The organism is Agromyces excoecariae (genome assembly GCF_051715505.1).
Lineage (GTDB): Bacteria > Actinomycetota > Actinomycetes > Actinomycetales > Microbacteriaceae > Agromyces.
The window spans coordinates 161,143-184,826 of record NZ_JBPSLA010000006.1; the positions used below are offsets into that span (position 1 = coordinate 161,143).

16 protein-coding genes and 1 rRNA gene are annotated in these 23,684 nt (G+C 71.3%); 6 read left to right on the top strand and 11 right to left on the bottom strand.

Going from position 1 to position 23,684, the window contains the following annotated elements:
- Positions 1-42 precede the first annotated feature (42 nt).
- Positions 43-3,105 carry a cell wall-binding repeat-containing protein gene (locus tag ACSJD1_RS07965; RefSeq protein ID WP_438854779.1) on the top strand — a complete coding sequence of 1,021 codons (3,063 nt, stop codon included), beginning with the start codon at positions 43-45 and terminating at the stop codon, positions 3,103-3,105.
- 12 nt (positions 3,106-3,117) lie between these two features.
- Here the strand turns inward: ACSJD1_RS07965 and ACSJD1_RS07970 are convergent, their stop codons facing one another.
- The 3 genes from ACSJD1_RS07970 to ACSJD1_RS07980 form a co-directional block, all read right to left on the bottom strand.
- A complete protein-coding gene (locus ACSJD1_RS07970; RefSeq protein WP_438854780.1) occupies positions 3,118-4,497 on the bottom strand; it encodes an FAD-dependent oxidoreductase in 1,380 nt (459 codons plus the stop codon).
- Positions 4,498-4,534: 37 nt separating this feature from the next.
- Positions 4,535-5,653 (bottom strand): polyprenyl synthetase family protein, encoded by a 1,119-nt coding sequence (locus ACSJD1_RS07975; protein WP_438854781.1) that lies wholly within the window; start codon positions 5,651-5,653, stop codon positions 4,535-4,537.
- 61 nt (positions 5,654-5,714) lie between these two features.
- Entirely contained in the window at positions 5,715-6,434 is a 720-nt protein-coding gene (locus ACSJD1_RS07980; protein WP_438854782.1) for a demethylmenaquinone methyltransferase, read from the bottom strand.
- 211 nt (positions 6,435-6,645) lie between these two features.
- Between ACSJD1_RS07980 and ACSJD1_RS07985 the strand changes: the two genes are divergently transcribed.
- Together ACSJD1_RS07985 and ACSJD1_RS07990 are read left to right on the top strand one after the other, a co-directional pair.
- Complete coding sequence (locus ACSJD1_RS07985) at positions 6,646-6,930, top strand: DUF427 domain-containing protein (protein ID WP_438854783.1); 285 nt, start codon at positions 6,646-6,648, stop codon at positions 6,928-6,930.
- A gap of 31 nt (positions 6,931-6,961) precedes the next feature.
- Positions 6,962-8,266: an isochorismate synthase gene (locus tag ACSJD1_RS07990; protein WP_438854784.1), complete on the top strand. Its 1,305-nt coding sequence runs from the start codon at positions 6,962-6,964 to the stop codon at positions 8,264-8,266.
- 31 nt (positions 8,267-8,297) lie between these two features.
- On the opposite strand, the gene ACSJD1_RS07995 is transcribed toward ACSJD1_RS07990, so the two are convergent.
- The 3 genes from ACSJD1_RS07995 to ACSJD1_RS08005 all read right to left on the bottom strand — a co-directional run bounded on the left by ACSJD1_RS07995 (position 8,298) and on the right by ACSJD1_RS08005 (position 11,590).
- Complete coding sequence (locus ACSJD1_RS07995; RefSeq protein WP_438854798.1) at positions 8,298-9,122, bottom strand: PPK2 family polyphosphate kinase; 825 nt, start codon at positions 9,120-9,122, stop codon at positions 8,298-8,300.
- Between the two features lie 121 nt (positions 9,123-9,243).
- Positions 9,244-11,121: a 2-succinyl-5-enolpyruvyl-6-hydroxy-3-cyclohexene-1-carboxylic-acid synthase gene (gene menD, locus ACSJD1_RS08000; protein ID WP_438854785.1), complete on the bottom strand. Its 1,878-nt coding sequence runs from the start codon at positions 11,119-11,121 to the stop codon at positions 9,244-9,246.
- Positions 11,114-11,590, bottom strand: coding sequence for a PLD nuclease N-terminal domain-containing protein (locus tag ACSJD1_RS08005; RefSeq protein ID WP_438854786.1), 477 nt, complete (start codon positions 11,588-11,590; stop codon positions 11,114-11,116). Before ACSJD1_RS08005 ends, menD begins: the two co-directional genes overlap by 8 nt.
- 74 nt (positions 11,591-11,664) lie before the next feature.
- On the opposite strand from ACSJD1_RS08005, the gene ACSJD1_RS08010 reads away from it, so the two are divergent.
- Positions 11,665-11,946: a DUF4229 domain-containing protein gene (locus tag ACSJD1_RS08010; protein WP_438854787.1), complete on the top strand. Its 282-nt coding sequence runs from the start codon at positions 11,665-11,667 to the stop codon at positions 11,944-11,946.
- A 16-nt stretch (positions 11,947-11,962) separates the two neighbouring features.
- Here ACSJD1_RS08010 and ACSJD1_RS08015 read toward each other — a convergent pair whose 3' ends face one another.
- The 3 genes from ACSJD1_RS08015 to ACSJD1_RS08025 form a co-directional block, all read right to left on the bottom strand.
- A complete protein-coding gene (locus ACSJD1_RS08015; RefSeq protein WP_438854788.1) occupies positions 11,963-12,991 on the bottom strand; it encodes a 1,4-dihydroxy-2-naphthoate polyprenyltransferase in 1,029 nt (342 codons plus the stop codon).
- Between the two features lie 88 nt (positions 12,992-13,079).
- A complete protein-coding gene (locus tag ACSJD1_RS08020) occupies positions 13,080-14,249 on the bottom strand; it encodes an AMP-binding protein (RefSeq protein ID WP_438854789.1) in 1,170 nt (389 codons plus the stop codon).
- Between the two features lie 49 nt (positions 14,250-14,298).
- Complete coding sequence (locus tag ACSJD1_RS08025) at positions 14,299-15,231, bottom strand: 1,4-dihydroxy-2-naphthoyl-CoA synthase (RefSeq protein ID WP_438854790.1); 933 nt, start codon at positions 15,229-15,231, stop codon at positions 14,299-14,301.
- Positions 15,232-15,289: 58 nt separating this feature from the next.
- Here ACSJD1_RS08025 and ACSJD1_RS08030 point away from each other — a divergent pair, with 58 nt between their 5' ends.
- Together ACSJD1_RS08030 and ACSJD1_RS08035 are read left to right on the top strand one after the other, a co-directional pair.
- Positions 15,290-16,291: an o-succinylbenzoate synthase gene (locus ACSJD1_RS08030; protein ID WP_438854791.1), complete on the top strand. Its 1,002-nt coding sequence runs from the start codon at positions 15,290-15,292 to the stop codon at positions 16,289-16,291.
- A gap of 173 nt (positions 16,292-16,464) precedes the next feature.
- Positions 16,465-16,881 carry a hypothetical protein gene (locus ACSJD1_RS08035; RefSeq protein ID WP_438854792.1) on the top strand — a complete coding sequence of 139 codons (417 nt, stop codon included), beginning with the start codon at positions 16,465-16,467 and terminating at the stop codon, positions 16,879-16,881.
- A 148-nt stretch (positions 16,882-17,029) separates the two neighbouring features.
- Here the strand turns inward: ACSJD1_RS08035 and pulA are convergent, their stop codons facing one another.
- Positions 17,030-23,269 (bottom strand): pullulanase-type alpha-1,6-glucosidase, encoded by a 6,240-nt coding sequence (gene pulA / locus ACSJD1_RS08040; protein ID WP_438854793.1) that lies wholly within the window; start codon positions 23,267-23,269, stop codon positions 17,030-17,032.
- 290 nt (positions 23,270-23,559) lie between these two features.
- Positions 23,560-23,676, bottom strand: a 5S ribosomal RNA gene (rrf, locus tag ACSJD1_RS08045).
- Positions 23,677-23,684 lie beyond the last annotated feature (8 nt).

Genomic DNA, 23,684 nt, shown 5'->3' on the forward strand with positions numbered 1-23,684 from the left:
GTGCGGTCGCAGCGACCTGTTTCGCGTCGCTCAAGGAGGAGAATGCACCGGGTTCGTGCAACACGGCTCGTGGCACGGGCGTCGACGACGCTCGCCGTCCTCGCGGTCACCATGTTCGGTGTGCCGGCTGCAGCGCATGCAGGTGCGGCCGTCGGAGAGACGTCGCACCGGTGGGCGAGTACGGAGCCCACCGCGGACGGTTCGATCTCAGGCACCATCACGGAGCCGAACGGGGAGACAGCCGACGCACTCGTACCCACGATCTATCGCACCGACTCCGAGGGCCAACTCGAGGTCGTCGAGGGCATCGGCGCATCGCATGGCGGCGGCTCCTACACCGTCGCCGGCCTTCCCTCGGGCGACTACTTCGCGGTCGCTCCCGGCGATGGCCCGGTCGTGGGCGCCACGCTCGATCGTGGTGCCGCCCCCACCTGGTTCGGCGGGACGACGCTGCCTGCCGCGGCGACTCCGATCCACGTCGAAGCCGGGCAGCCGGTGGACGGAATCGATATCACGCGGGTGAGTGCTGCGATCATCACCGGGCGCGTCACGACCATCGACGGCCCGGTCGAGGGCGCCCGGGTACGTGCCTCACCCGCCACCATCGGTGACGTGAACGTCGGATGGGCGAACCGCAACCTGTGGGTCGCCACCCTGACGGATGCGGAGGGGCGATTCGCGCTGCGCCTCTCACCCGGCGTCGACTACTCGATCGGGTTCGGGAAGTTCGACGGTACCGTGATCGGCGAGACGTGGGACGACGGATCGAACGGCCAGGGTTCGCCGACGCACCTCAACCTCGAACCCGGCGAGCTCCGTGATGGCGTCGACGTCGAGCTGGACAAGCCGGTCACGATCACGGGCTCGGTGCGCGATAGCGTCGGCGCTCCGTTGTCCGACATCGACATCGACGCCTACGAGATCTATTCCGATGGCCGGGAACCCAGGCGCGCATCGTCGACGATCTCCGGGTACGACGGCACCTTCGAGTTCCGGCTCGTACCCGGCACCTACGCCCTCTCGTTCCGAGGACGGTGGCCGCAGATCGACGAATGGTGGCAGGACCAGGCCGACCTCGCGACCGCAACTCGGATCGAACTGACCAGCGGTGAGACGTTCGATGCGCAGGTCGAGCTCGATTCGCTTCCAACCATCCCATCAGCAGAGCCGACGATCTCGGGCACTGCGGTCGTCGGGTCGCAGTTGACCGCCGTGACAGACGGATGGGCGGCAGGGGCGTACTTCTCATATCGATGGTTCGCCGACGGCGAGCTGCTTCCGACTGAGTTCCGCTCGACGCTCTCGCCCTGGCCGGGGCTGGAGGGAAAGGCCATCTCGGTGGAAGTCACCGGCGGGGCGGCCGGCTACATCGGCGTGTCGAGGACCTCGGCCCCGACGCTCCGAGTACTCAACTGGGCGACACCGACGATCTCGGGCACGCTCGACGGAACGGTATGGGTCGGTCGCACGGTGTACGCCGTTCCGGGAACATGGAGCGCATCGACGGAGTTCGCCTATCAGTGGATGGCCGATGGGTCCGAGATCGACGGCGCGACGGAATCGAGGCTTGTCGTCCCCGACTCCGTGACCGGCGCGCGGATCAGCGTGAAGGTCACGGGCACGAAGCCAGGCCACCCCGCGCATTCGGCGATCTCCGCAGAGACGCCGGGCGTGGGCAGGAGCGCGGTCCCGACCATCTCGGGCGTGCCCACGGTCGGGGCGACGCTTTCTGCGTCCGCCGGAGCGTGGACCCCTGGTACGTCCTTCTACTACCAGTGGTGGGCCGGTGGCAAGATCCTTCCAGAGACGGGGTCGACCTACACGGTGCACAGCGACCTCGTCGGCAAGGCGATCACGGTGGCCGTCTCCGGGAAGCTGGAAGGGTACCCGACGCCGGTGAAGGTATCCGAGCCCACACTCCGCGTGGCGGTGGCCGCCACGCCCCAGATCGCGGGAGCGCCGTACGTGGGTTCCGAGCTCAGCGCGTCGCCCGGCCCGTGGACTTCCGGAACGGACTTCGCCTACCAGTGGTATGCAGACGACATCGTCATCCCGGGCGCCGCGGCCTCGACCTACACCGTGGAGCCCACGCTCGTGGGCATGCGGTTGACGGTGGAGGTGACGGGTACGCAGTCGGGATATCCGACGCTCGCGCGGACCTCAGTGGAGACGGCTGCCGTCACGTTCGAGACCAACTCGCGTCATTCGGGCGCGGACCGATTCGGGACCTCGGCCGCGATCAGCAGGGCCGCCTTCGCGCGGGGAGTGCCGGTCGCCTACGTCGCGAGCGGTCTGAACTTCCCCGACGCACTCTCGGGGGCGCCCGCAGCCGGGATCTCGGGCGGGCCCATCCTCTTGAACGGTGCGAACGACTACCTGCCCTGGACGGTCAGCGACGAACTCTTCCGCCTCGCACCGAAGCGGATCGTGGTGCTCGGAGGCACCGGTGCCGTCAGCGACACCCTGCGGAAGGCCCTCGAGTCGTACACGAGCGGAACCGTTACCCGCCTCGCCGGGGCCGACCGCTTCGCGACCTCGGCAGCGATCAGCACGGCCTCCTTCGGTGCAGGAGTACCCGTCGCGTACATCGCCAACGGCATGAACTTCCCCGACGCGCTCTCGGGCGCCCCTGCAGCAGCGACGTACGGCGGTCCGGTCCTCCTCACCAACGCCACCTCGATCCCAGCCCCGGTCGCAGCGGAGTTGCAGCGACTCAAGCCCAAGCGGATCGTGGTGCTCGGAGGCACCGGTGCCGTCAGCGACACCCTGCGGAAGGCCCTCGAGTCGTACACGAGCGGAACCGTCACCCGCCTCGCCGGGGCCGACCGATTCGCGACCTCGGCAGCGATCAGCACGGCCTCCTTCGGTGCAGGAGTACCCGTCGCGTACATCGCCAACGGCATGAACTTCCCCGACGCGCTCTCGGGCGCCCCTGCAGCAGCGACGTACGGCGGCCCCGTCCTCCTCACCAACGCCGCCTCGATCCCAGCCCCGGTCGCAGCGGAGTTGCAGCGACTCAAGCCCAAGCGGATCGTGGTGCTCGGAGGAACCGGTGCCGTCTCGGAGTCGGTGCGCGCGCAACTGAACGCGTACCTGGCACCCTGAACCAGAGGGTCGCTAGACCTCGCCCCGCGAGATGCCCACCATCTCGTCGCGCGGCACGACCTTGATGCGGCGGCGCTCCTCGGCGGCGCCGAGCGCCTGCTCGTGCTCATCGAGGCGGTGCCATCCGTCGAGGTCGGTCCACTCGATGCCTCGCGACTCGAGCAGCTCGATCACCGACTCCTCCGACGGCGACTCGGGCCGCCACCAGTTGCCGAGGTCGTTGATGAGGTGCTTGATGGTCTCCATCGCGTCGGACTTCGTGTGGCCGATGAGGCCGACCGGTCCGCGCTTGATCCACCCGGTCGCGTAGACGCCGTACATCTGGCGCGACTGTCCGGTCTCCTTGTCGCGGATCAGCACCTGGCCCTCGTGGTTCGGGATGACGCCGAACTTCTTGTCGAACGGGATCCCGGGCAGCGGCGAACCGAAGTAGCCGACCGCGCGGTAGAGCGCCTGGATCGGGATCTCGCGGATCTCGCCGGTGCCGACGACGCCGCCCTCGCCGTCGGGCGCGGTGCGCTCGTAGCGCAGCGCGGCCACGCGACCGTTGCCGTCGTCGACGACCTCGAGGGGCTTGGCGAAGAAGTGCAGGTGCAGGCGGCGCGAGGCCTGTCCGGTTTCGCGCTGGCGCCACTGCTGCAGCACCTTGTCGATCACGAAGACCTGCTTGTTGCCGGCGACGGCCGCGCGCGCGGCGTCGTCGTAGTCGAAGTCCTCGTCGTAGACGATCATGTCGACGTCGCGCAGCTCGCCGAGTTCGCGGAGCTCGAGCGGGGTGAACTTCACCGAGGTCGGGCCGCGGCGGCCGAACACGTGCACGTCGGTCACGGGCGAGGCCTTCAGCCCCTCGTAGACGTTCGCGGGGATCTCGGTCGGCAGCAGGTCCTCGGCGTGCTTGGCAAGCATGCGCGCCGCGTCGAGTGCGACGTTGCCGTTGCCGATGACGCCGACGGATGCCGCCTCGAGCGGCCACTCGCGCGGGTAGTCGGGGTGCCCGTCGTACCAGCTGACGAAGTCGGCCGCGCCGTACGAACCCTCGAGCTCGATGCCCGGGATGTTGAGGTCGGCGTCCTTCACCGCACCCGTCGCGAAGATCACCGCGTTGTAGTGCTTCTTCAGGTCGGCGAGCGTGATGTCCTCGCCGAAGCGCACGTTGCCGAAGATGCGGATGTCGCCGCGGTCGAGCACCTCGCGGAGCGCCGTGATGATGCCCTTGATGCGCGGGTGATCGGGCGCGACGCCGTAGCGGACCAGCCCGTAGGGCGCCGGCAGGTGATCGAACAGGTCGATGGACACGTCGAAGTTCCGCTCGGACTTCAGCAGGATGTCGGCGGCGTAGATGCCGGCCGGGCCGGCGCCCACGATGGCCAGGCGCAACTTGTTCCTCGTCACCGTCGGTGACCTCCTGTCGTCGTCGAAGGAGCAGGGCTCAACTCGAGCGCTCCACGATGGTGTCGGCGAAGCGCGTCAGCGCCTTCTTCACGCTGCCCTCGGGTACGGGCTCGAGCGCCTCGACGGCCTCGCGCGCCCAGCGGTGGGCCTCCGCGAGCGTCGCGCGCGTCGCCTCATGCTCGCGCAGTTCGGCGACGATCCCGTCGATCGTCGCCCGCGACGGCACGATCCGCGCAGCGAGCGTGTTGGTGTCGAACGGGTCGTCGAGATCATCGGCCGACGCCGGCAGCACGTCGCGGCGGATGCGGTCGAGCAGGTCGGCCGACGAGGCATCCGTCTTCGCCAGCTCTTCGAGCCGCAGCAGCGGCAGCGTCACGACGCCCGCGCGCAGGTCGGTTCCGGGGACCTTGCCGGTCTCCTCCGGCTGGGGCGACAGGTCGATGACGTCGTCGATGAGCTGGAACGCGACGCCGATCTTCTCGCCGAACTCGATGATGGGCGCCTCGAGCGAGGGGTCGGCGTTGCCGAAGATGATGCCCGACTGCGCGGCCGCCGCGATGAGCGACCCGGTCTTGTCGGCCAGCACCTGGATGTAGTGCTCGATCGGGTCCTCGTCGGGGTCGGGCCCGACGGTCTCGTTGAGCTGGCCCAGCACGAGCCGCTCGAACGTGTCGGCCTGCATGCGGATGGCGCGCTCCCCGAGCTTGGCCATGAGCTGGCTCGCCCGCGCGAAGAGCAGGTCGCCGGTGAGGATCGCCACCGAGTTGCCCCACACCGTCTGCGCGCTCGGCACGCCGCGGCGACGCTCCGACTCGTCCATGACGTCGTCGTGGTACAGCGACCCGAGGTGCGTGATCTCGATGGCCATCGCCGCGGTCACGACGTCGTCGACGCTGCCGTCGCCGAGTTGCGCGGTGAGCAGGGTGAGCATCGGGCGTACCCGCTTGCCGCCCGCCTCGAGCAGGTAGCGGCTCGTGACATCCGCAACGGTGTCCGCGAAGCGGACCTGGTCGACGAGCCCCACCTCGACCCGTTCGAGGCCGTCGTCGATGGCCCGGGCCATCGCGCGATCGGCCGAGGAGGCGAACACCCGCTCGCTGAGGCCGAGGTTGGCCGCCAGCGAGGAGGCGCGACGGACCGTGTGGCTCGGATTCACGAGCCCCAGCCTACCGAGAGCCGGCCGAGCGGATGCTGCGAGCTTGTCGAACGCGCCGCGCTCAATGCTCCGCGGGGGCGATCGGCTTGCGCGCGCGATGCAGCGCGACGATCCCGGCCGTGAGGTTGCGCCACGCGACATCCGTCCATCCGCTCTCGCGGATCCATCCCGCGAGCGTCGGCTGGTCGGGCCACGCGTTGATCGACTCGTTGAGGTACTCGTACGCGTCGTCGTTCGAGCTCGACAGCTTCACGAGCGGCGGCATGACGACCTTCTGGTAGAAGTCGTAGCCGGCGCGCACGACGCCCACCGGCGGGTGCGAGAACTCGCACACCACGAGGCGCCCGCCCGGCTTGGTGACCCGCAGGAACTCGGCGAGCGCGACCTTCGGCTCCTTCACGTTGCGCAGGCCGAACGAGATCGTGACCGCGTCGAACTCGGCGTCGCCGAACGGCAGCTTCATGGCGTCGGCCTCGACGAACACGAGGTTCGGCACGTGCGCCTGGCGGCGTCGGCCGACCTCGATCATGCCCGGCGAGAAGTCGGCGGCGACGACGCTCGCGCCCGACTTCGCGAGGCTGGCGCTCGAGGTGCCCGTGCCCGCGGCGACGTCGAGGATGCGCTCGCCCGGCTTCGGCGCGACGGCCTTCGTCGTGGCGACGCGCCACAGCGAGGCGTTGCCGACCGAGAGCACTGCGTTGGTGCGGTCGTAGCGCGCCGCGACCCGGTCGAACATCGCCGAGACGTCACGGGGGTCCTTGCCGAGGTCTGCGCGCGTCATGCCTGCGAGTCTACGGTCGCCCGGCTGGACGGGCCCGGTGAGGGCGGGGGCTCCGCGCACGGGCCTCCCCCGCTCCTGCATGAGAATCCGCGCTTCACTGACCGCAAACCTGAGAATTTCCATGCATCGGGATGAATCGGTGCGCGGGCGGCGTTCAATGGTGGTGGACGGCGCGGCTGCGCCATCCGCTCGAAGGAAGGAACAACTGGGCATGAAGGCGATCTGGAACGGCACGGTCATCGCGGACTCCGACGACACCGTCGTGGTGGAGGGCAACCACTACTTCCCGCGTGAGGCGATCCGCCCGGAGTACTTCGTGGCCAGCGACAACCGCACCGTGTGCCACTGGAAGGGCACCGCGAACTACTTCCACGTCGAGGTCGACGGGCAGCGCAACCCGAACGCCGCCTGGACCTACAACACCCCCTCCGACGCGGCCGCCGAGATCCGCGAGTACGTCGCGTTCTGGCACGGCGTCGACGTCGTCCCGGCCTGATCCGGCCGACGGCCCGGCGTAGGCTGGTCCGGTGACGCGAACGGATGCCGCGGCGCCTCCCGCCGCCGACACGGGGCTGCGCGTCCGCACCGTCGCGGTGGACGAGACCGCTCCGCTCGTGCCACGCCTCGACCCGAGGCGTCCGCTGCTCTGGATGCGCCGCGGCGAGGGCATCATCGGCCTCGGCGAGGTGCTGCGCATCGAGTCGCGTGGCCCCGATCGGGTCGCCGACGCCGCGCGCGAGTGGCAGCGCGTCGCCGCCGCGGCCGACGTCGACGACCGCGTCGGCCTCCCCGGCAGCGGGCTCGTCGCGTTCGGCGCGATCGCGTTCGCCGACGAGTCCGCGGCGACGAGCGTGCTCGTCGTCCCCGAGATCGTGCTCGGTCGGCGCGACGGGCGTGCGTGGGTCACGCGGATCGAACTCGTCGACGCGGCATCCGCTGCGCCGCCCGCACCGGTCGAACTGCCCGATCCCGCGCCGAAGCGCGACGTGCCCCGGGTGCGCTTCGAGCCCGGCGCCATGCCGCCCGAGGCGTACACCGACGCCGTCGGCGAGGCGGTGCGCCGCATCGACGACGGACGCTTCGAGAAGGTGGTGCTCGCTCGCGAGATCGTCGGCACGCTGCACGAGGGCGCCGGGCTGCGTGCAGCACTCGCGAAGCTCGCCGACGACTACCCCGACACGTGGGTCTTCGCCGTCGACGGACTCATCGGCGCGAGCCCCGAGACCCTCGTCCGCGTCGACCACGGAACGGTCTCGGCGCGCGTGCTCGCCGGCACCGCGTCGCGCGGACGGGATGCGGCATCCGATCGCGGCCAGGCCGCGCACCTCGCGGCCTCGCACAAGGACCTCGCCGAGCACGCCCTCGCCGTCGAGAGCGCCGTCGCGACGCTCGCCCCGCACACCGCCCGGCTCGACGCGAGCCCCGAACCGTTCACCCTGCAGCTGCCGAACCTGTGGCACCTCGCGACCGACCTCAAGGGCACGCTCGGCGACGGCTCGAGCTCGCTCGACCTCGTCCGCGCGGTGCACCCGACCGCCGCGGTCGCGGGCACGCCCCGGGCCGTCGCACTCAGGGCGATCGCCGAGCTCGAGGGCTTCGACCGCGGGCGCTACGCCGGGCCCGTGGGCTGGGTCGACGCCGAGGGCGACGGCGAGTGGGCGATCGCGCTGCGCTGCGCGCAGGTGTCGGCGGACGGCACCGTGCGCGCATATGCCGGATGCGGCATCGTCCACGACTCGGTGCCGGCCGACGAGCTCGCCGAGACCGACATGAAGTTCCGGCCGATCGTCGAGGCGTTCGGCGCGCCGCCGCCGTCGCCGCCGGTTCCCTAGACCCGTCGGCGAGGCGGCATCCGCCCGCGCGTCACCCCGTCGCGAGCCGCGCCTTCTGCTCCTCGATGTCGTAGTCCGCGAGCGGCCAGTCGAGCTTCATGCCCTCGAGCGCGTCGATGAGCAGGTGCTGCACCGCGAGTCGCGCGTACCACTTGTGGTCGGCGGGCACCACGTACCAGGGCGCGTACGGCGTCGTCGTGCGATCGAAGACGAGCTGGTACGCCTCGCGGTACTTCGGCGCGAGCATGCGCTCGTCGATGTCGGACGGGTTGAACTTCCAGTGCTTGTCCCGCCGCTTGAGGCGCTTCAGGAGGCGCGACCGCTGCTCGTCCATCGAGATGTGCAGCATGACCTTGATGATGGTCGTGCCGGATGCGGCGAGCTCGGCCTCGAACTCATTGATGGCCTCGTAGCGCTCCTCGATCTCCTCGGGCGGCGCGAGTTCCCGCACCCGTGCGATGAGGACGTCCTCGTAGTGCGACCGGTCGAACACGCCGATCATGCCGCCCTCCGGCACCTCCTTGCGGATGCGCCAGAGGAAGTCGTGCGCGAGTTCCTCCTCGCTGGGCTTCTTGAACGTCGCGAGCTGCACGCCCTGCGGGTCGACGGCGCTCATCACGTGCTTGACGATGCCGCCCTTCCCGGCGGTGTCCATCGCCTGCAGCACGAGCAGCACGCGGCGCGGGTCGTCGCCCATCTGATGACCGGCGAAGAGCTGCTCCTGCAGGTCCGCGAAGATCTTCGCACCGACGTCGAGCGACTTCTCGGCCTCGCGCTTCTTGCCCTCGAACCCGGGAGTCGAGCCCGTCTCGACATCGGCGAGCACGAAGTCCTGCCGCACGCGCAGCACGTCCATCGGATCGCTCGCCCAGTACTTCTCCAGCCCCACGGTGCTCCCCTCACGGCCGCGACGGCCGCGGCGCTCCCCCATCATCGGGGGCCGACGGATGCCACGGCAAGGGGTCGCGCCACGGGCTTCAGCGTGGGAGCGGCACCTCGAGCAGCGTCGGGCCCGTGACGGCCGTGCCGAGCGCCTCGTCGAGCTCGCCGCGCGTTGCCGCGCGCCGGTACTCCCAGCCGTAGGCCGCCGCGAGCGCCGAGAGGTCGACCGACTGCGGCGTGTACTGCACGCGGTCGAAGGCGTCGTCCGGGGCGGATGCCGCGACCTCGAGCGCGTCGAAGATCGTGCCGCCGCCGTCGTTGCCGACGACCACGAGCACGCGCGGACGAGCCTCGCCCGCGCCGAGCAGGAGCGAGCCGACGTCGTGCAGCAGCGTCAGGTCGCCGACCAGCACGCGGGTGATTCCGGTCGCGGTCGGGGTGACCGGGGTGCCGGGTTCGTCGGCCCCGCCCGGGGCATCCGTCGCCGCTGCCGGCGAGGCGGCACCGGGCGCCGCCGCCTGGCTCGCGACCGCGATGCCGATCGCCGTCGCGACCGTGCCGTCGATGCCCGCGAGCCCCCGGTTGGCATGCACCGGGATGCGTCGGCCCGGCACGTTCCGGTCGGCGTCGCGGATCAGGCGCGACGCGCCGAACACGAGCCGGTCGTGCGGCCACGTCGCCGCCCAGAGCGCCTCGACGAGCATGCGGCGGTCGACGGGCGTGCGGATGCGCGCGAGCTGGTCCTTCAGGTACGCGCGCTGCGCGGCGTAGTCGCTCACGTGCCCGGTCTCGTCGACCCCGCTGCGGAGCCCGCCCGAGCCCGGGGCGGCGTCATCCGCGCCGGCTTCGACCTCATCGCGCCGGTCGAGCAGGATGCGACTGGCCCGCACCCAGCGCCCGGTCCACGCGCGCTCCTCGGCCGTCGGCTCGTGCGGCTCCACCCGCACGGCCCGCTCGAACCGGTCGACGGCATGGCCCGGGTCGAACCACTCGATGCCCCACGGCGCGACGGCGATGGTCTCGACGCCATCGCGCTGCACCAGGGCGGGCACCTCGCGCGAGAGCGTCGGATGCCCGAACACGATCACCCGCTCGACCTCGTCGCCGAACCCGGGCTCGCGGAGCAGTTCGCGGTACGCGACCACGAGGTTCGGTCCGAACCGGGCACCGCTCGTGACCTCCGCGATGAGGGGCCATCCGCCCGCCCGCGCGAACTCCTCGGCTCCCGGCCCTGCGCCGGCGCCCGCGACCACGACCGTGCGCGGGCCGTGCTCGAGGCGGGCGACACCGGCCTGCGCGTCGGCCTCGGCGGCGGCGGTGATCGAGGCGACGGATGCCGCGGCATCCGCCCGCACGACCGGGGGCGCCTCGAGCGACTCGGCCGACGAGAGCGGCTCGCGGTACTGCAGGTTCAGGTGCACCGGCCCCGGGCCGGGGTGCGGCACGAGCACGCCGTCGGCGTCGATGCCGAGTGACGCGCGCACGGCCTCGCGCGCCAGTCGCGCCGCCGCATCCAGCTCGCCCGCCCGCCCCTCCGGCGGGGCGACGTCGCGCTCGAACCGGACGGCGCCCGCGAAGATCCCGGGCTGCATCGTCGTCTGGTTCGAGCGGATGCCGCGAAGCTCCGCCGGGCGGTCGGCCGTCGCGACGATCAGCGGCACGCCGGCGTGGTGCGCCTCGAGCACGGCGGGGTGCAGGTTCGCGACCGCGGTGCCGGAGGTCGTGACGACCACGGCCGGGCGCCCCGTCTCGACCGCGATGCCGAGCGCGAGGAAGCCCGCGCCGCGCTCGTCGATGCGCACGTGCAGGCGGATGCCGCCGACGCGCTCGAGCTCCGCGGCGGCGAGCGCGAGCGCCTGCGAGCGCGACCCGGGCGCCACGACGACGTCGGTCACTCCGGCGCGCACGAGGTTCGACAGCAGCGCGAGCGCGGCTGCGGTGGCGGGACTCGCGACGGATCGGGCCTCAGCCATTCGGCCGCGGTGACGGGCCGGCGTCGCCGGGACCGTCGGTTCCGTCGTTGCGACGACGGTCGGTGCCGAGCGCGTCGTCGCCCAGCGGCCTCGCGGCGCCGTGCCCGTCGGCGTCGGCGTCGCGGTGGTCGCCGCCGGCGTCGAGCTCGTGGTCGAGCTGCTCGAGCTCCTGCTCCAGGCGGCGGATGCGCTCCTCGTGCTCGGCGTCGGCCCGCAGGCGGCGCAGGAACTCGGGGTCGTCGTCGGGTGCGTTGCTGTGCGGGTTCACGCGGCCGACGCGCAGGGCGCGCCCGCGACCCACGATGAACCACAGGGCGGCGCCGATCACCGGGACGAGCAGGATCACCACGATCCACCACCCGCGCGGAAGACCGCGGATGCGAGTGCGATCGAACAGCGCGCAGTCGACCGCCGCGTAGATCGTGAAGACCACGGCAGCGACACCGGCGATCAACCAGAGGCGGACCATGCACCGATTCTAGGCGCGTCGCATCACGTTCGGCTGGGAGCGAGCACCCAGACTGGGCCGCCTACACTGATCGGGTGAACGCCGTCCCCGTCTGGCTCCGCTACACGCTGCTGCGCGTGATCCTCTTCGCCGCACCGCTCGTGGTCCTGCTCGTCGCCGGCGTCACGCCGTGGATCTCCGTGATCGTGGCCGCGCTCTTCGGCTTCAGCGCATCGCTCATCTTCCTCCGCAAGCAGCGCGAGGCGATGGCGCAGGACCTCTACGCGGCCCGCCACCGCGAGCAGCCGCTCGTCACGGCCGACGACGAGGCCGAGGACTCCGCGATCGACGAGGCGGAGCACCGCCGGGCCGAGTAGGCCGCGGCATCCGTCGCTAGTACGCGAAGGCGAATCCCATGCCGAGGCCGTACGCGAGCGCCGTCACGCTGGCGAGCTGCAGCCCGATGATGAGTTCCCGAGGCGTGCGCGCCCACCCGACGATGACGCACGCGGGCAGTGCGGCGAGCAGCGCGAAGAGCACGAGCCAGGCCGGCGGGTAGAGCAGCGCCCAGAACACGGTGATCGCGAACGGCGCGAGCATGAAGACGGCGAAGAGGATGCGTCCGACGAGCGGTCCGACGAGCACCGCGAGCGTGCGCTTGCCCGCGATGCGGTCCTGGTCGACGTCGCGCAGGTTGTTCGCCATGAGCACCGCGCACGCGATGAGGCCGACCCCGACCCCGCCCGTCCAGGACTCCAGGTTCACGTCGATCGCCTGCACGTACGTCGACCCCGCGGTCGCGACGAGGCCGAAGAACACGAAGACGAACAGTTCGCCGAGGCCGTAGTAGCCGTAGGGGCGCTTGCCGCCCGTGTAGAACCAGGCCGCGACGATGGCGGCGGCGCCGACCGCGAGCAGCCACCACTGCTGCGTGATCACGACGAGGGCGAGGCCGGCGACGGCCGCCAGCCCGAAGAACACGAGCGCGACGGTCAGCACCTGCTTCGGCGTCGCGGCGCCGGAACCCACCAGCCGGGCGGGGCCGACCCGGTGCCGGTCGGTGCCGCGCACGCCGTCGGAGTAGTCGTTGGCGTAGTTCACGCCGATCTGCAGGGCGAGCGCCACGACGAGCGCGAGCACCGCCCGCCACGGATGGAACGGCTCGTCGAGGTAGCCGAGCAGCACGACCCCGGCGCCGGTGCCGAGCGCGACCGGGGCGATCGCGAGCGGAAGCGTGCGAAGGCGCGCGCCGCCCACCCAATCGCGGAAGCTCGCGGGCCCGCGCTGCGCGCGCGGGGTGCCCGCGGCGGCCTTCGCCGGGTTGCCGGAACGTCCGTTCGTCCGAGGCTTCGAGGCCCTACCGGCCTCGGCCGGTCGAGCGGACTGGGATGACTGCGTGCGCTGGGTCTTCGGGCGTGCCACCCCGACATGCTATTGCGCATGCCGCTGCGCCGGCTCCGCCGGCGTGCGCCGGGCGGGTATCACGGGCCACCGGCATCGCCGGCGCGCGTCAGTCGCGGGGGGCGCCGCGAACGAGGGCGGATGCCGCGACGCGGTCGGGCTTGCCCGAGGCGAGTCGCGGCAGCTCGTCGACCGCGACGACGCGCACCGGTCGGCCGGCGGACGGCAGCCCCGCGGCATCCGTCGCCGCACGCAGTGCCTCGAGCACGCCGGCGGCGCCCGCGGCCGGACCGGACACGAGCACCGCGGCCCGCTCGCCCCATTCGCGGTCGGGGACCGCCACCACGATCGCGTCGGCGAAGCCGGCGACGCCGTGCACCGCGCGCTCGACCTCGCCGAGCACGACCTTGACGCCGCCCGAGATGATCACGTCGTCGGCCCGGCCGGTGATGCGCAGGCGCCCGTCGTCGCCGAGCGAGCCGAGGTCGCCCGTGCGGTACCACCGTCGCCCGTCGGCATCGACCGCGAAGGCGCGCGCAGTCCGTTCGGGGTCGTCGAGGTACCCCTCTGCGAGCATCCGCCCGGCGAGCTGCACCTCGCCGTCGACGATCCGCACGTCGACTCCGGGCAGGGGGATTCCGTCGTAGACGCATCCGCCCGCGGTCTCGCTGGAACCGTAGGTGCGGTGCACGCGCGCGCCGAGCGCGGCGGCACGCTCGACGAGTCCGGCCGGGGCGGCCTGCCCACCGAGCAGGATCGCCTCGAAGGAACCGAGCGCCGCCCGCACCGAGCGCTCGGCGTCAGCCGCCTCGACGAGCCGCGCGAGCTGCACGGGCACGAGCGAGGTGAACCACGGCAGGTCGGGGTCAAGCGCGCGAGCCGCCTCGACGAAGCCCTCGGGGGTGAATCCGCCCGTCGGCATGATCGTCGGCGACGTGCCGGCGACGAGCGAGCGTACGAGCACCTGGATACCCGCGATGTAGGTGCCCGGCAGTGCGAGCAGCCACTGCCCGTGCACGCCGCCGAATCGGCGCGACGTCGCTCCGGCACTCGCGCGGAGCGCGGCACCCGAGAGCGCGACGCGCTTCGGCCGGTCGGTCGATCCGCTCGTCTCGACGACCACGGCGACCTCGTCGTCGACGAGGGTCTCCCTCGGGTCCGCCGGTTCGGTCTCGGCGGCGACCGGCAGCACCGCGGGCCCGTCGAGCAGCACCGCCTCGCGCAACCGAGCCATGAGCCGCGGCACGTCGGCGGCCGGAACCCGGATGAGGGGTTTCATCGATGCGCCCGTAACCGGGTCGACCGGTGTCTGGATTCGCGCCGGCCGCTCAGTAGTGCCACGGGTACGGACCCCAGTCGGCCTCGCGCTTCTCGAGGAACGAGTCGCGCCCCTCGACCGCCTCGTCGGTGCCGTACGCGAGCCGCGTCGCCTCGCCCGCGAACACCTGTTGCCCGACCAGCCCGTCGTCGACCGCGTTGAACGCGAACTTCAGCATGCGGATCGCGGTCGGCGACTTCGTGAGGATGGTGCGCGCCATCGCGATCGCCTCGCGCTCGAGGTCGGCGTGCGGCACGACGCGGTTCACGGCGCCCATCTCGTACGCCCGGTCGGCCGAGTACTCCTCCGCGAGGAAGAACACCTCGCGCGCGAGCTTCTGCCCGACCTGGCGGGCCATGTACGCCGACCCGTATCCGGCGTCGAAGCTGCCGACATCGGCATCCGTCTGCTTGAAGCGGCCGTGCTCGCGACTGGCGATCGTCAGGTCGCAGACCACGTGCAGCGAATGGCCGCCGCCCGCCGCCCACCCGGGCACGACCGCGATGACGACCTTCGGCATGAACCGGATCAGCCGCTGCACCTCGAGGATGTGGAGTCGCCCGGTCGCCGCCGCGGCGGCGGGATCCTTCACGACCTCGCCCTCGGCGGCCGAGTACTGGTACCCGTCGCGGCCGCGGATGCGCTGGTCTCCCCCCGAGCAGAACGCCCAGCCGCCGTCCTTCGGGCTCGGCCCGTTCCCGGTCAGCAGCACCACGCCGATGCGCGGGTTCGTGCGCGCATCCTCGAGTGCGCGATACAGCTCGTCGACCGAGTGCGGGCGGAACGCGTTGCGGACCTCCGGCCGGTCGAATGCGATGCGCGCGATGCGGCCGTCGGTCGAGTGGTGGTAGGTGATGTCGGTGAATCCGGCGCCGCCGGTGACGGATGCCGCGGCATCCGCCCACTCGCTCGGATCGAACAGTCCCGACACCTCGACAGCCATGGCCTCCAGCCTAGTTCGGGCCGCGCGGGGCTCCCCGACCGAGTGGCAGACTCGACGCATGAGCGCCGATGCCCTGCCGCCCGTCCACGACCTGCTCGCGACCGCACGGGTGGTCGCGCTCCCGCTCGTCACGCGCTTCCGCGGCATCGACGTGCGCGAGGCCGTGCTGTTCGAGGGCCCGGAGGGCTGGACCGAGTTCGCGCCGTTCGCCGAGTACGACGACGACGAGGCCGCGGACTGGCTCGCCGCCGCGATCGACTTCGGCTGGAGCCCGGCGCCCACTGCCCACCGTGACCGCATCCCCGTCAACGCGACCATCCCCGCCGTCGACGCCGACGCCGTGCCGACGGTGCTCGAGCGGTTCCCGGGCTGCCGGACGGCGAAGGTCAAGGTCGGGGCATCCGACCAGACCCTCGAACAGGATGTCGCGCGCGTGCGCGCGGTGCGCGATGCGATGGGGCCCGAGGGGCGCATCCGCGTCGACGCGAACGGCGGATGGAACATCGACGAGGCCGAGCACGCGATCCACGCGCTCGCGCCGTTCGACCTCGAGTACGTCGAGCAGCCGTGCCCGAGCGTCGCCGAACTCGCCGAGATCCGGACGCGAACCACGTACATGGGCATCCCCATCGCCGCCGACGAGAGCGTGCGACGAGCCGCCGACCCGCTCGCCGTCGCGGCGGCCCGCGCCGCCGACCTCCTCGTCGTGAAGGCCGCGCCGCTCGGCGGCATCCGTCGCGCCCTCGACGTCGTCGAGCGGGCCGGCCTGCCGATCGTCGTCTCGAGCGCGCTCGACACCAGCGTGGGGCTCGCCATGGGTGCGCACCTGGCCGCGGCCGTCCCGACGCTGGACTACGACTGCGGGCTCGGCACGGCCTCCCTCCTGGCAGCGGATGTCACGGCCGATCCACTCCTCCCGGGCGACGGCGCGATCGACGTCCGCCGCGTCGAGCCCGACCCGGCGCTCCTCGACCGGTACGCCGCCGACGGGGATCGCGCAGCGTGGTGGCTCGCTCGCCTGGAGCGCTGCCACGCCGTTCTCGTGCGCGGAAGAGGCTGATCAGGCTCCTCATCGCGTCAGTTCTGGAACATGAGGAATGCCCCCGTTTCTGGGGGTGTCGCGCCGGCGATCTCGGGGAGCACCCTGAATCCATCAGCGTCGATCGGGGGCATCGTCGAGGTGCGACGGTCCGGTCGACGGTCCGTTCCAACCCGAATCGAAGTGGAGCAAGGATGTTCTCGAGAACTCTGACCAACATCGGCGCCGGCGTCGGCCTGGCCGCCGCCATCACCCTGGGCAGCGGCATGGCCGCCTACGCGCACGAGTGCTACAACGCGAACCGTTCTGAGAAGGGCAACGCCGGCGCGAGCAAATCGCAGGCGTGGTTCACGGTGTACTTCGAGGAGCTGACGATGGGCCTCGAACCGGCGGACGCCGAGTGCGTGACCGACGCGTACGCATCGACCGGGGCACCGATGTCGTTCACCATCCACGTCAAGGGAGTCAGCGGCCAGGACGGCGTCGTCGCCGGGAACAACCCGCACGAGGAGAAGGCCGGCGACGGCAAGGGCATCGACGAGATCTTCGCCGCGCACGGCGCGGACCTGTTCTACGCCTTCGACAGCTGCGGGGTCGACATCCCGCTCTAGGAGACATCGGTTCCGCACCGACGACGATGCCCGGCGCCTGGGGGGTGCGCCGGGCATCGTGTCGTGCGCGGATCGGGCCCGGAACGAGTCCGGGGTGCCGACCCCACGCTCCGGGCGAGGCGGCGCACACTCGCCTCGCCCGGCGCTCTCAGGCCGCTCGGCGAGTGCGGCGCAGGCGCGGCCCGATGACGACGCCCCCGGCCGCGACCACGGCGAGCGCCAGCAGCGCCGCCAGCGCACCCTGTGTTGTGGTGAGCCCGAGCGGCCCCACCACCGTGAGCCCCGCGACCGCTTCAGCGCCCGAGGCCACGCCGATCAGCCGGACGTGGTGTCCGTCGATCTCGGTCCCCGCCGGGATCGTCACCTCGAAGGCGACCGATCCGTCGGCACCGGCGGACTGCGCCTCGAGGAGGCGCGGCGTCGACTCGAGCCACACCTGCACGAGTTCACCCGGTGCGAAGCCGGAGCCCGCCACCGCGAGCGTCGAACCGACCTTCACCGAACCCGCGTCGAGGCGCACGACCTGATCGCCTGACGCGGCGGCCGCGGCCGCAGCCGAACCGGCGTCCGACGTCGAGCCGGTCGCCGCGCCCGAACCCGGAGCGGCGCCCGCCTTCGGTCCGGTCGCCGCGGCCCCGCCCTTGCCCGGAGCCTTCGCCTTCTGCTCCGAGACGAGCACCGCGGCCGTGCGCGCCGGAATCGTGAGCGTCCCGGTCTTCGCCTTCCACTTCGTCTCCTTGACGACCTCGTCGACGCCGGTCTGCAGCGGCTTGGCGAGCTTGAAGTCGCGGCCCTCGAGCCCGTCGATCCGCTCGGTGATCGGCTCGCCGGAGGCGTTGAACACCACGAGCGCGCCCTCGAGCGCCGGGTCGACGTCGTCGCCGACCAGGTCGTCGATGAGCATCACGATGAGGCCGTCCGTGGCATCCGCCCCGCTGTTCGGGAACGACACCTTCTGTTCGATGAGCTCGGCGGAGCCGAGCGTCAGGAGGTCGACCGACGAGCGCACGCGCAGCAGGTCGAGCGCGGATGCCTCGGCCGCGGCGATGTCCTCGGCGGTCGGCTTCAGCGCCGGGTCGGCGAGCAGCTCGCGCATGACGGGCCAGTGGTCCTCGTTATCGGCCTTCATCGGCAGGCCCGACCCGAAGGTCGATTCCTGGCCGGTCCAGTCGATACGGTTGAACCAGTCGCCCGAGTTGTAGCTGTTGCGGTCGAGCGACTTCGAGCGGAGCAACTCGGTGCCGGCGTGCCAGAACGACGGGCTCTGCGAGAACGTCACGGTCGCCAGCGACAGCGTGTTCATGCGGATCCGGTCGGCCATCGACGTCTCCTGCGGCAGCTTCAGCACCCCGAGGTCGAAGAGCGTCTCGTTGTCGTGCGCGTCGACGTAGTTGATGACCTCGTCGGGCTGGTCGGCGTAGCCGGCGGGCGAGCCGTTGTAGTCGACCTCGGCGCCCGTCTTCACGACGCCGTCGTACCCGGTGAACTCGAAGTCGCGGAGATTGCCCGCGAGTCCGATCTTCACGAGGTCGGTCTGCTGGCCGAGGTTCCGGATGCCGTCGCGCACGGGCCGGCCGTTCGGCTCGCCCGCGAGGCCGGTGCCGAAGCCCTGCTCGTACTTCGAATCGCCCGCGACCGGGCTGCCGCCGTGCACGCCGTCGCGCAGGCGGTCGTTGAACGTGGCGATCCCGGTGCCGCCGAGCTGCCCCTGCGAGGCCTGCTCGAACCTGGCGTTGTTCGCGACCTCGCCGAAGTTCCACCCCTCGCCGTACAGGAACACCGCCGAACCGTCGACGCCGTCCTCGTCGAGGGTGAGCTCGTCGAGTGCGGCTCGCACGGCGAGCAGGTTGTCCTTCGAGTGGTGGCCCATCAGGTCGAAGCGGAACCCGTCGACCTTGTACTCCCGGGCCCACAGGACGACCGAGTCGACCATGAGCTTCTCGGCGATGGCGTTCTCGGTCGCGACGTTCTGGCAGCAGGTCGAGGTCTCGACCCCGCCGGTCGCGTTGAGCCGCTGGTAGTAGCCGGGCACGACCTTGTCGAGCACCGACTTCCCACCCTGGCCCGACGCCGCGGTGTGGTTGTACACCTCGTCGAGCACGACCTGCAGGCCGTTGGCGTGCAGGGCTCCGACCATCTCGCGGAACTCCTCGACGCGCGCACCACCGTCGGGGTCGACGGCGTACGAGCCCTCGGGCGCCTGGAAGTGGTACGGGTCGTAGCCCCAGTTGAAGCCGTCGAGGTCGCGGATCGCCTCGATGCAGGCCTGCTGGTCCTCGTCCGCGGGACCGAACGTCTCGAGGTCGCAGTCGGGGGTCGCCTGCTGGTCGCGGCGCTCCTCGATGGTCGCGATGTCGAACGTCGGCAGCAGGTGCACCGTGTTGATGCCGGCCGCGGCGAGCTGGCGCAGCTGGGCCGTGCCCGCGCTGTTCCGCGTGAACGCGCGGTACGTGCCGCGCTCCTGCTCGGGCACCGTCTCATCGGTGATCGAGAAGTCGCGCACGTGCAGCTCGGTGATGGCCCGGTCGACCTGGCTCTCGACGATCGGCGCCGGGGTGTCGGCCCAGAGTTCGGGCGCGAGCGCCTCATCGTCGAGGTCGACGAGCACCGTGCGCGTCGAGTTCACGGTGAGCGCCTGCGAGTACGGGTCGGTGACCGAGTTCTGCTCGATCGCACCGGTCGACGGGGCGTACACCTCGACGAGCCAGCGGACCTCGTCGCCCGCGCCGAGCGCGTCGCCCGTCACGGACCACACACCCGACTCGTCGTCGAACGTCGCCGGGAGCACCTCGGCGTCGCCGGTCGAGCCGGCATCCCATCGCTGGAGCGAGACCGACTGCGCCGTCGGCGCCCACACCGACTGGGTCGGCTCGCCGTCGTGCCACGAGGTTCCGAGCGTGACGGATGCCACGCCCTCGCCGTACAGGTCGTCGAGCACGCCCGGCAGCTGCACGCCGGTGAAGGCGGTCAGCCGGTCGCCGTCGTGCTGTGCGACCTGCACCTGCTCGGTCAGGAGCGATGCGATCGCGTCGCGGTCCAGCCCGACCGGGCGGAGCGCCGCGTAGCTGGCGAGGTGCGGGAAGGCCGCCGTGAGCTCCTCGCCGATGCCGGCGGGATCGAGTTCGAGCTCGATCGGGTCGCCGCCGCCCGTGACCGCGCCGTCGGCGACCGCGAGGCCTGCGTCGGCGGCGTGCTCGATGGTCCACGTCAGGTCCGCCGGGTCGGCCCCGCCGAGCAGGGATGCCGGCCAGGCGAGCGTGTCGGCGTCGAGCCAGTACGCGCGCTGCGTGCCGGTGCCCGCCAGCGGCGGGTCGGCGACGACGACCTCGAGCACGTGCGTCTCGAGCGTGTAGCGGAACGTGACGAGCTTGCCCTCGGTCGCGCTGAAGGCGATGTTGCCGCCGTTCCGCGCGCCGTCGACGCCGTAGTTCTCATCCCACGAGAGACCGTGCGCGACCTTCACCTCGTAGTTGCCGGTCGGCAGCTGGTCGGTCGAGAACTCGTACACGCCATCCTCGTCGCCGTCCTGTGCGAACGTGACCATGCACTCGGGCTGCCAGTCGCCGGGGCATCCGAGCTCCGACTGCAGGCTTCCGGGCAGCGTCACGATGGGGCCCTCGGCCGTCGACGAGAACACCTTGGTCCGGGGGTCCCAGTAGAAGGTCACCGGGCCGCCGGCCGTCGTGTAGGTCACGTTGGGCCCGCCCTCGACGCCGTTCGCGCCGTAGTTGAGGTCCCAGCTGCCGTTGATCGCGACCTTGTACTCCCAGGTCCCCGCCGGGATGTCGAACGTGCCGGCGTAGATGCCGTCGGCGCGCTTCCTGAGCTTCGCGGCCTCGCAGCCGGGCTGCCAATCGCCCGGGCAGCCCATCTCGGAGTTGTGGTTGCCGGGGATCGTGACGAGGTCGATCTCGGTCTCGGGCTCCTCTTCGACGACGAGGTTCACCGCGTTGCCGACCGAGGCGTAGGTGGATGCCGCGGCACGCTGCCCCGCGGCATCCGTCGAGATCGCGCGGTACTCGACGAGCGTGCCGTTCGAGAGCCCGGCCGTGTCGTGGAAGACCCGCGGGGTGGTGTCCTCGGCGGTGCCGAGGGCGTGCCAGTCGGAGGAGCCGGCGACGCGCCACGCGAAGCTCGTCTCCTGCCAGGTGTCGTCGGCCACGTCGGCCGAGACCGCGGTCAGGCCGGTGACGCCGGCGCCGGCCGCGGGCACGTCGACGGCGATGGCGGATGCCGCGTCGGGTGCCGTCACCTCGCGGTCGGCACGGAGCACCACGGCGCCGAGCGCCGGCACCGAGACGGATGCCACGCCCTCCGCGTTCGCGGTGACGCCCGGGCCGTCGGCGCCGTAGAGGGGCGTGAACACGCCGTCGGCGGTGAGGGTCGTCACGTCGACCGTCTTCGCCTCGTTCGCGTTGTTCACCGCGACGAGGTACTCGACCTTCTCGTCGCGGTCGACGCGGCTGAAGGCGTACACGCCGGCACCGTCGGCCACGTACCGCTCGATCTGCGCACCCTGGTCGAGGGCCGGGTGGGCGTCGCGGAGCGCCGCGAGTGCGGCGATGTGCTCGTAGAGCGGAGCATCCGTGTCGTACCGGTCGACGCTGCCGGCCTGCTCGCCCGTGACGAGCGGCTGGTTCGCGTACTCGCCCACCTCGGTGGCGAAGAGCGTCTGACGCGCATCCTTGTCGCCGCCGGTGCCCGCGAAGCCCTGCTCGTCGCCGTAGTAGACGACCGGCTGGCCGCGCGTGAGGTACATGAGCTCGTGCGCGAGCTCGTCGCGCTCGAGCGCGCCGCCCGTCGAGGCCAGGAAGTATCCGACGCGCCCCATGTCGTGGTTGCCGAGGAACGTCGGCAGCGCGGCGGCCGAGGTGTCGGGCGTCGTGTACCAGTCGTCGCCCGCGAAGAGGGACTGGAGGTTCTTCGCCGAGTTGCCGGCCGCGTAGCTCACGGCCTGCGACTGGAACGTGAAGTCGAGCACCGAGTTCATGTCGGTGTCGCGGACGTACGGCGAGAGCTTCACGGGATCGGCGTCGTAGACCTCGCCGAACATGAAGAAGTCGGGCTTGCCGGCCGCGTGCGCGTAGTCGAGCACCTCGGTCGACCAGGTCTCCCAGAACTCGAAGTTGACGTGCTTGGCGGTGTCGATGCGGAAGCCGTCGATGCCGAGGTCGATCCAGTCCTGGTAGACGTCGACGAAGCCGTCGACCACGGTCGGGTCCTCGGTCATCAGGTCGTCGAGCCCGACGAAGTCGCCGTACGTGACGGACTCTCCCGCCCAGGTCGAGTCGCCGCGGTTGTGGTAGACCGTGGGGTCGTTCAGCCACGCCGGGACCTTGACGTCGGCCTCCTCCGGCGCGATGACGGGCGTGTACGGGAAGCTCGTCGCCGCGTCGAGGTCGGGGAAGTCGGCGCTGCCCGCGATCGCGCTCGGGTCGAACTCGTTCCCCTGCGCGTCCGCGTACGGGCTGGTGGCCTTGTCGACGTACGAGTACTGGCCCTCGGCGTAGTCGATCACGTCGGCGGTGTGGTTCGTTATGATGTCGAAGTAGATCTTGATGCCCTTGGCGTGCGCCTCGGCGATGAGCGCCTCGAGCTCGGCGTTCGTGCCGAGGTGCGGATCGATCTGCGTGAAGTCGGTGATCCAGTAGCCGTGGTAGCCCGCGCTGGCGTTCGCGCCCTCGCCCTGGACCGGCTTGTTCTTGAAGCTCGGCGTGAGCCAGATCGCCGTCGTGCCGAGCCCCTCGATGTAGTCGAGGTGGTCGCGGAGCCCCTGGATGTCGCCGCCCTGGTAGAAGCCCTTGTCGGTCGGGTCGTACCCGTGCGCGAGGCGGTCGCCCTCGATGCCGGCGGTGTCGTTGGTCGGGTCGCCGTCGGCGAAGCGGTCGGTCATGACGAAGTAGAAGTTCTCGTCGCCGCCCGCCTGGCGCGCGGGAGCGGCCACGAGGTCGACGTCGGTCGCCTCGTCGTAGAGGCCGTCGATGCTCAGCAGCTCGAGCCCGACCCGCTTCTGCGCGTCATCGAACACGACGCGCACGTCGACCTCTCCGTCGACGGTGAGGGGGATGTTGTCGCCGCCGCCGTTCAGGCCCCACGACGCATCCCACGTGTCGTTCGCCGCGACCTTGTACTCGTACTGGCCCGCGGGGAGCGTGAACTCCGCCGCGTAGAGGTCGGGGGTGTCGGTCGGAAGCAGTTCCGTCGTGGCGCACTCCGGCTGCCAGTCGCCCGGGCAGCCGAGCTCAGACTGCAGCGAGCCGACGAGGGCGAAGGTGTCGCCGTCTGCCGAGGCCGCCGGTGCGACCGGCAGAACTGCGAGGGCGGATGCCGCGACGGCGCCCGTGATCCCGAATGTCACCCATGTACGAGCGCGCGCCCGTTGCGTCATCCTTGACTCCCGATTCCGGCACGACGACGTGCCACTGACATTGGGAGCGAACGTAGCAGCGCGCGCGACGTTAATGCAAGCGCTTGCAGATGATCGGACCAGGCGGTGGACAGTTCACCCGCGAACCTGCCTGCGAGCGCGGGCGGCAGCCTCGACCAATGAGGTAACCGCTTGCAATTCCTCGCGCTGGGTCGTGAGCGATCAGCAGCCGGTACGTCCACGAATGCCGACGGGTGGGTCGTTAAATGCAGAAGAGCCGCCCGGCGTTGGGCGGCTCTTCTGTGAAGGATGTCCGGCGGTGTCCTACTCTCCCACAGGGTCGCCCCTGCAGTACCATCGGCGCTGCGAGTCTTAGCTTCCGGGTTCGGAATGTGTCCGGGCGTTTCCCTCGCGCTATGGCCGCCGAAACTCTAGG

Coding starts and splice junctions, on each gene's coding strand:
- pulA (WP_438854793.1), bottom strand. CDS start 23,269: ATGACGCAACGGGCGCGCGCTCGTACATGGGTGACATTCGGGATCACG.
- menD (WP_438854785.1), bottom strand. CDS start 11,121: ATGGCTGAGGCCCGATCCGTCGCGAGTCCCGCCACCGCAGCCGCGCTC.
- ACSJD1_RS07995 (WP_438854798.1), bottom strand. CDS start 9,122: ATGGACGTGCTGCGCGTGCGGCAGGACTTCGTGCTCGCCGATGTCGAG.
- ACSJD1_RS08020 (WP_438854789.1), bottom strand. CDS start 14,249: ATGAAACCCCTCATCCGGGTTCCGGCCGCCGACGTGCCGCGGCTCATG.
- ACSJD1_RS07965 (WP_438854779.1), top strand. CDS start 43: ATGCACCGGGTTCGTGCAACACGGCTCGTGGCACGGGCGTCGACGACG.
- ACSJD1_RS08030 (WP_438854791.1), top strand. CDS start 15,290: ATGAGCGCCGATGCCCTGCCGCCCGTCCACGACCTGCTCGCGACCGCA.
- ACSJD1_RS08035 (WP_438854792.1), top strand. CDS start 16,465: ATGTTCTCGAGAACTCTGACCAACATCGGCGCCGGCGTCGGCCTGGCC.
- ACSJD1_RS07985 (WP_438854783.1), top strand. CDS start 6,646: ATGAAGGCGATCTGGAACGGCACGGTCATCGCGGACTCCGACGACACC.
- ACSJD1_RS07980 (WP_438854782.1), bottom strand. CDS start 6,434: ATGACGCGCGCAGACCTCGGCAAGGACCCCCGTGACGTCTCGGCGATG.
- ACSJD1_RS08025 (WP_438854790.1), bottom strand. CDS start 15,231: ATGGCTGTCGAGGTGTCGGGACTGTTCGATCCGAGCGAGTGGGCGGAT.
- ACSJD1_RS08005 (WP_438854786.1), bottom strand. CDS start 11,590: ATGGTCCGCCTCTGGTTGATCGCCGGTGTCGCTGCCGTGGTCTTCACG.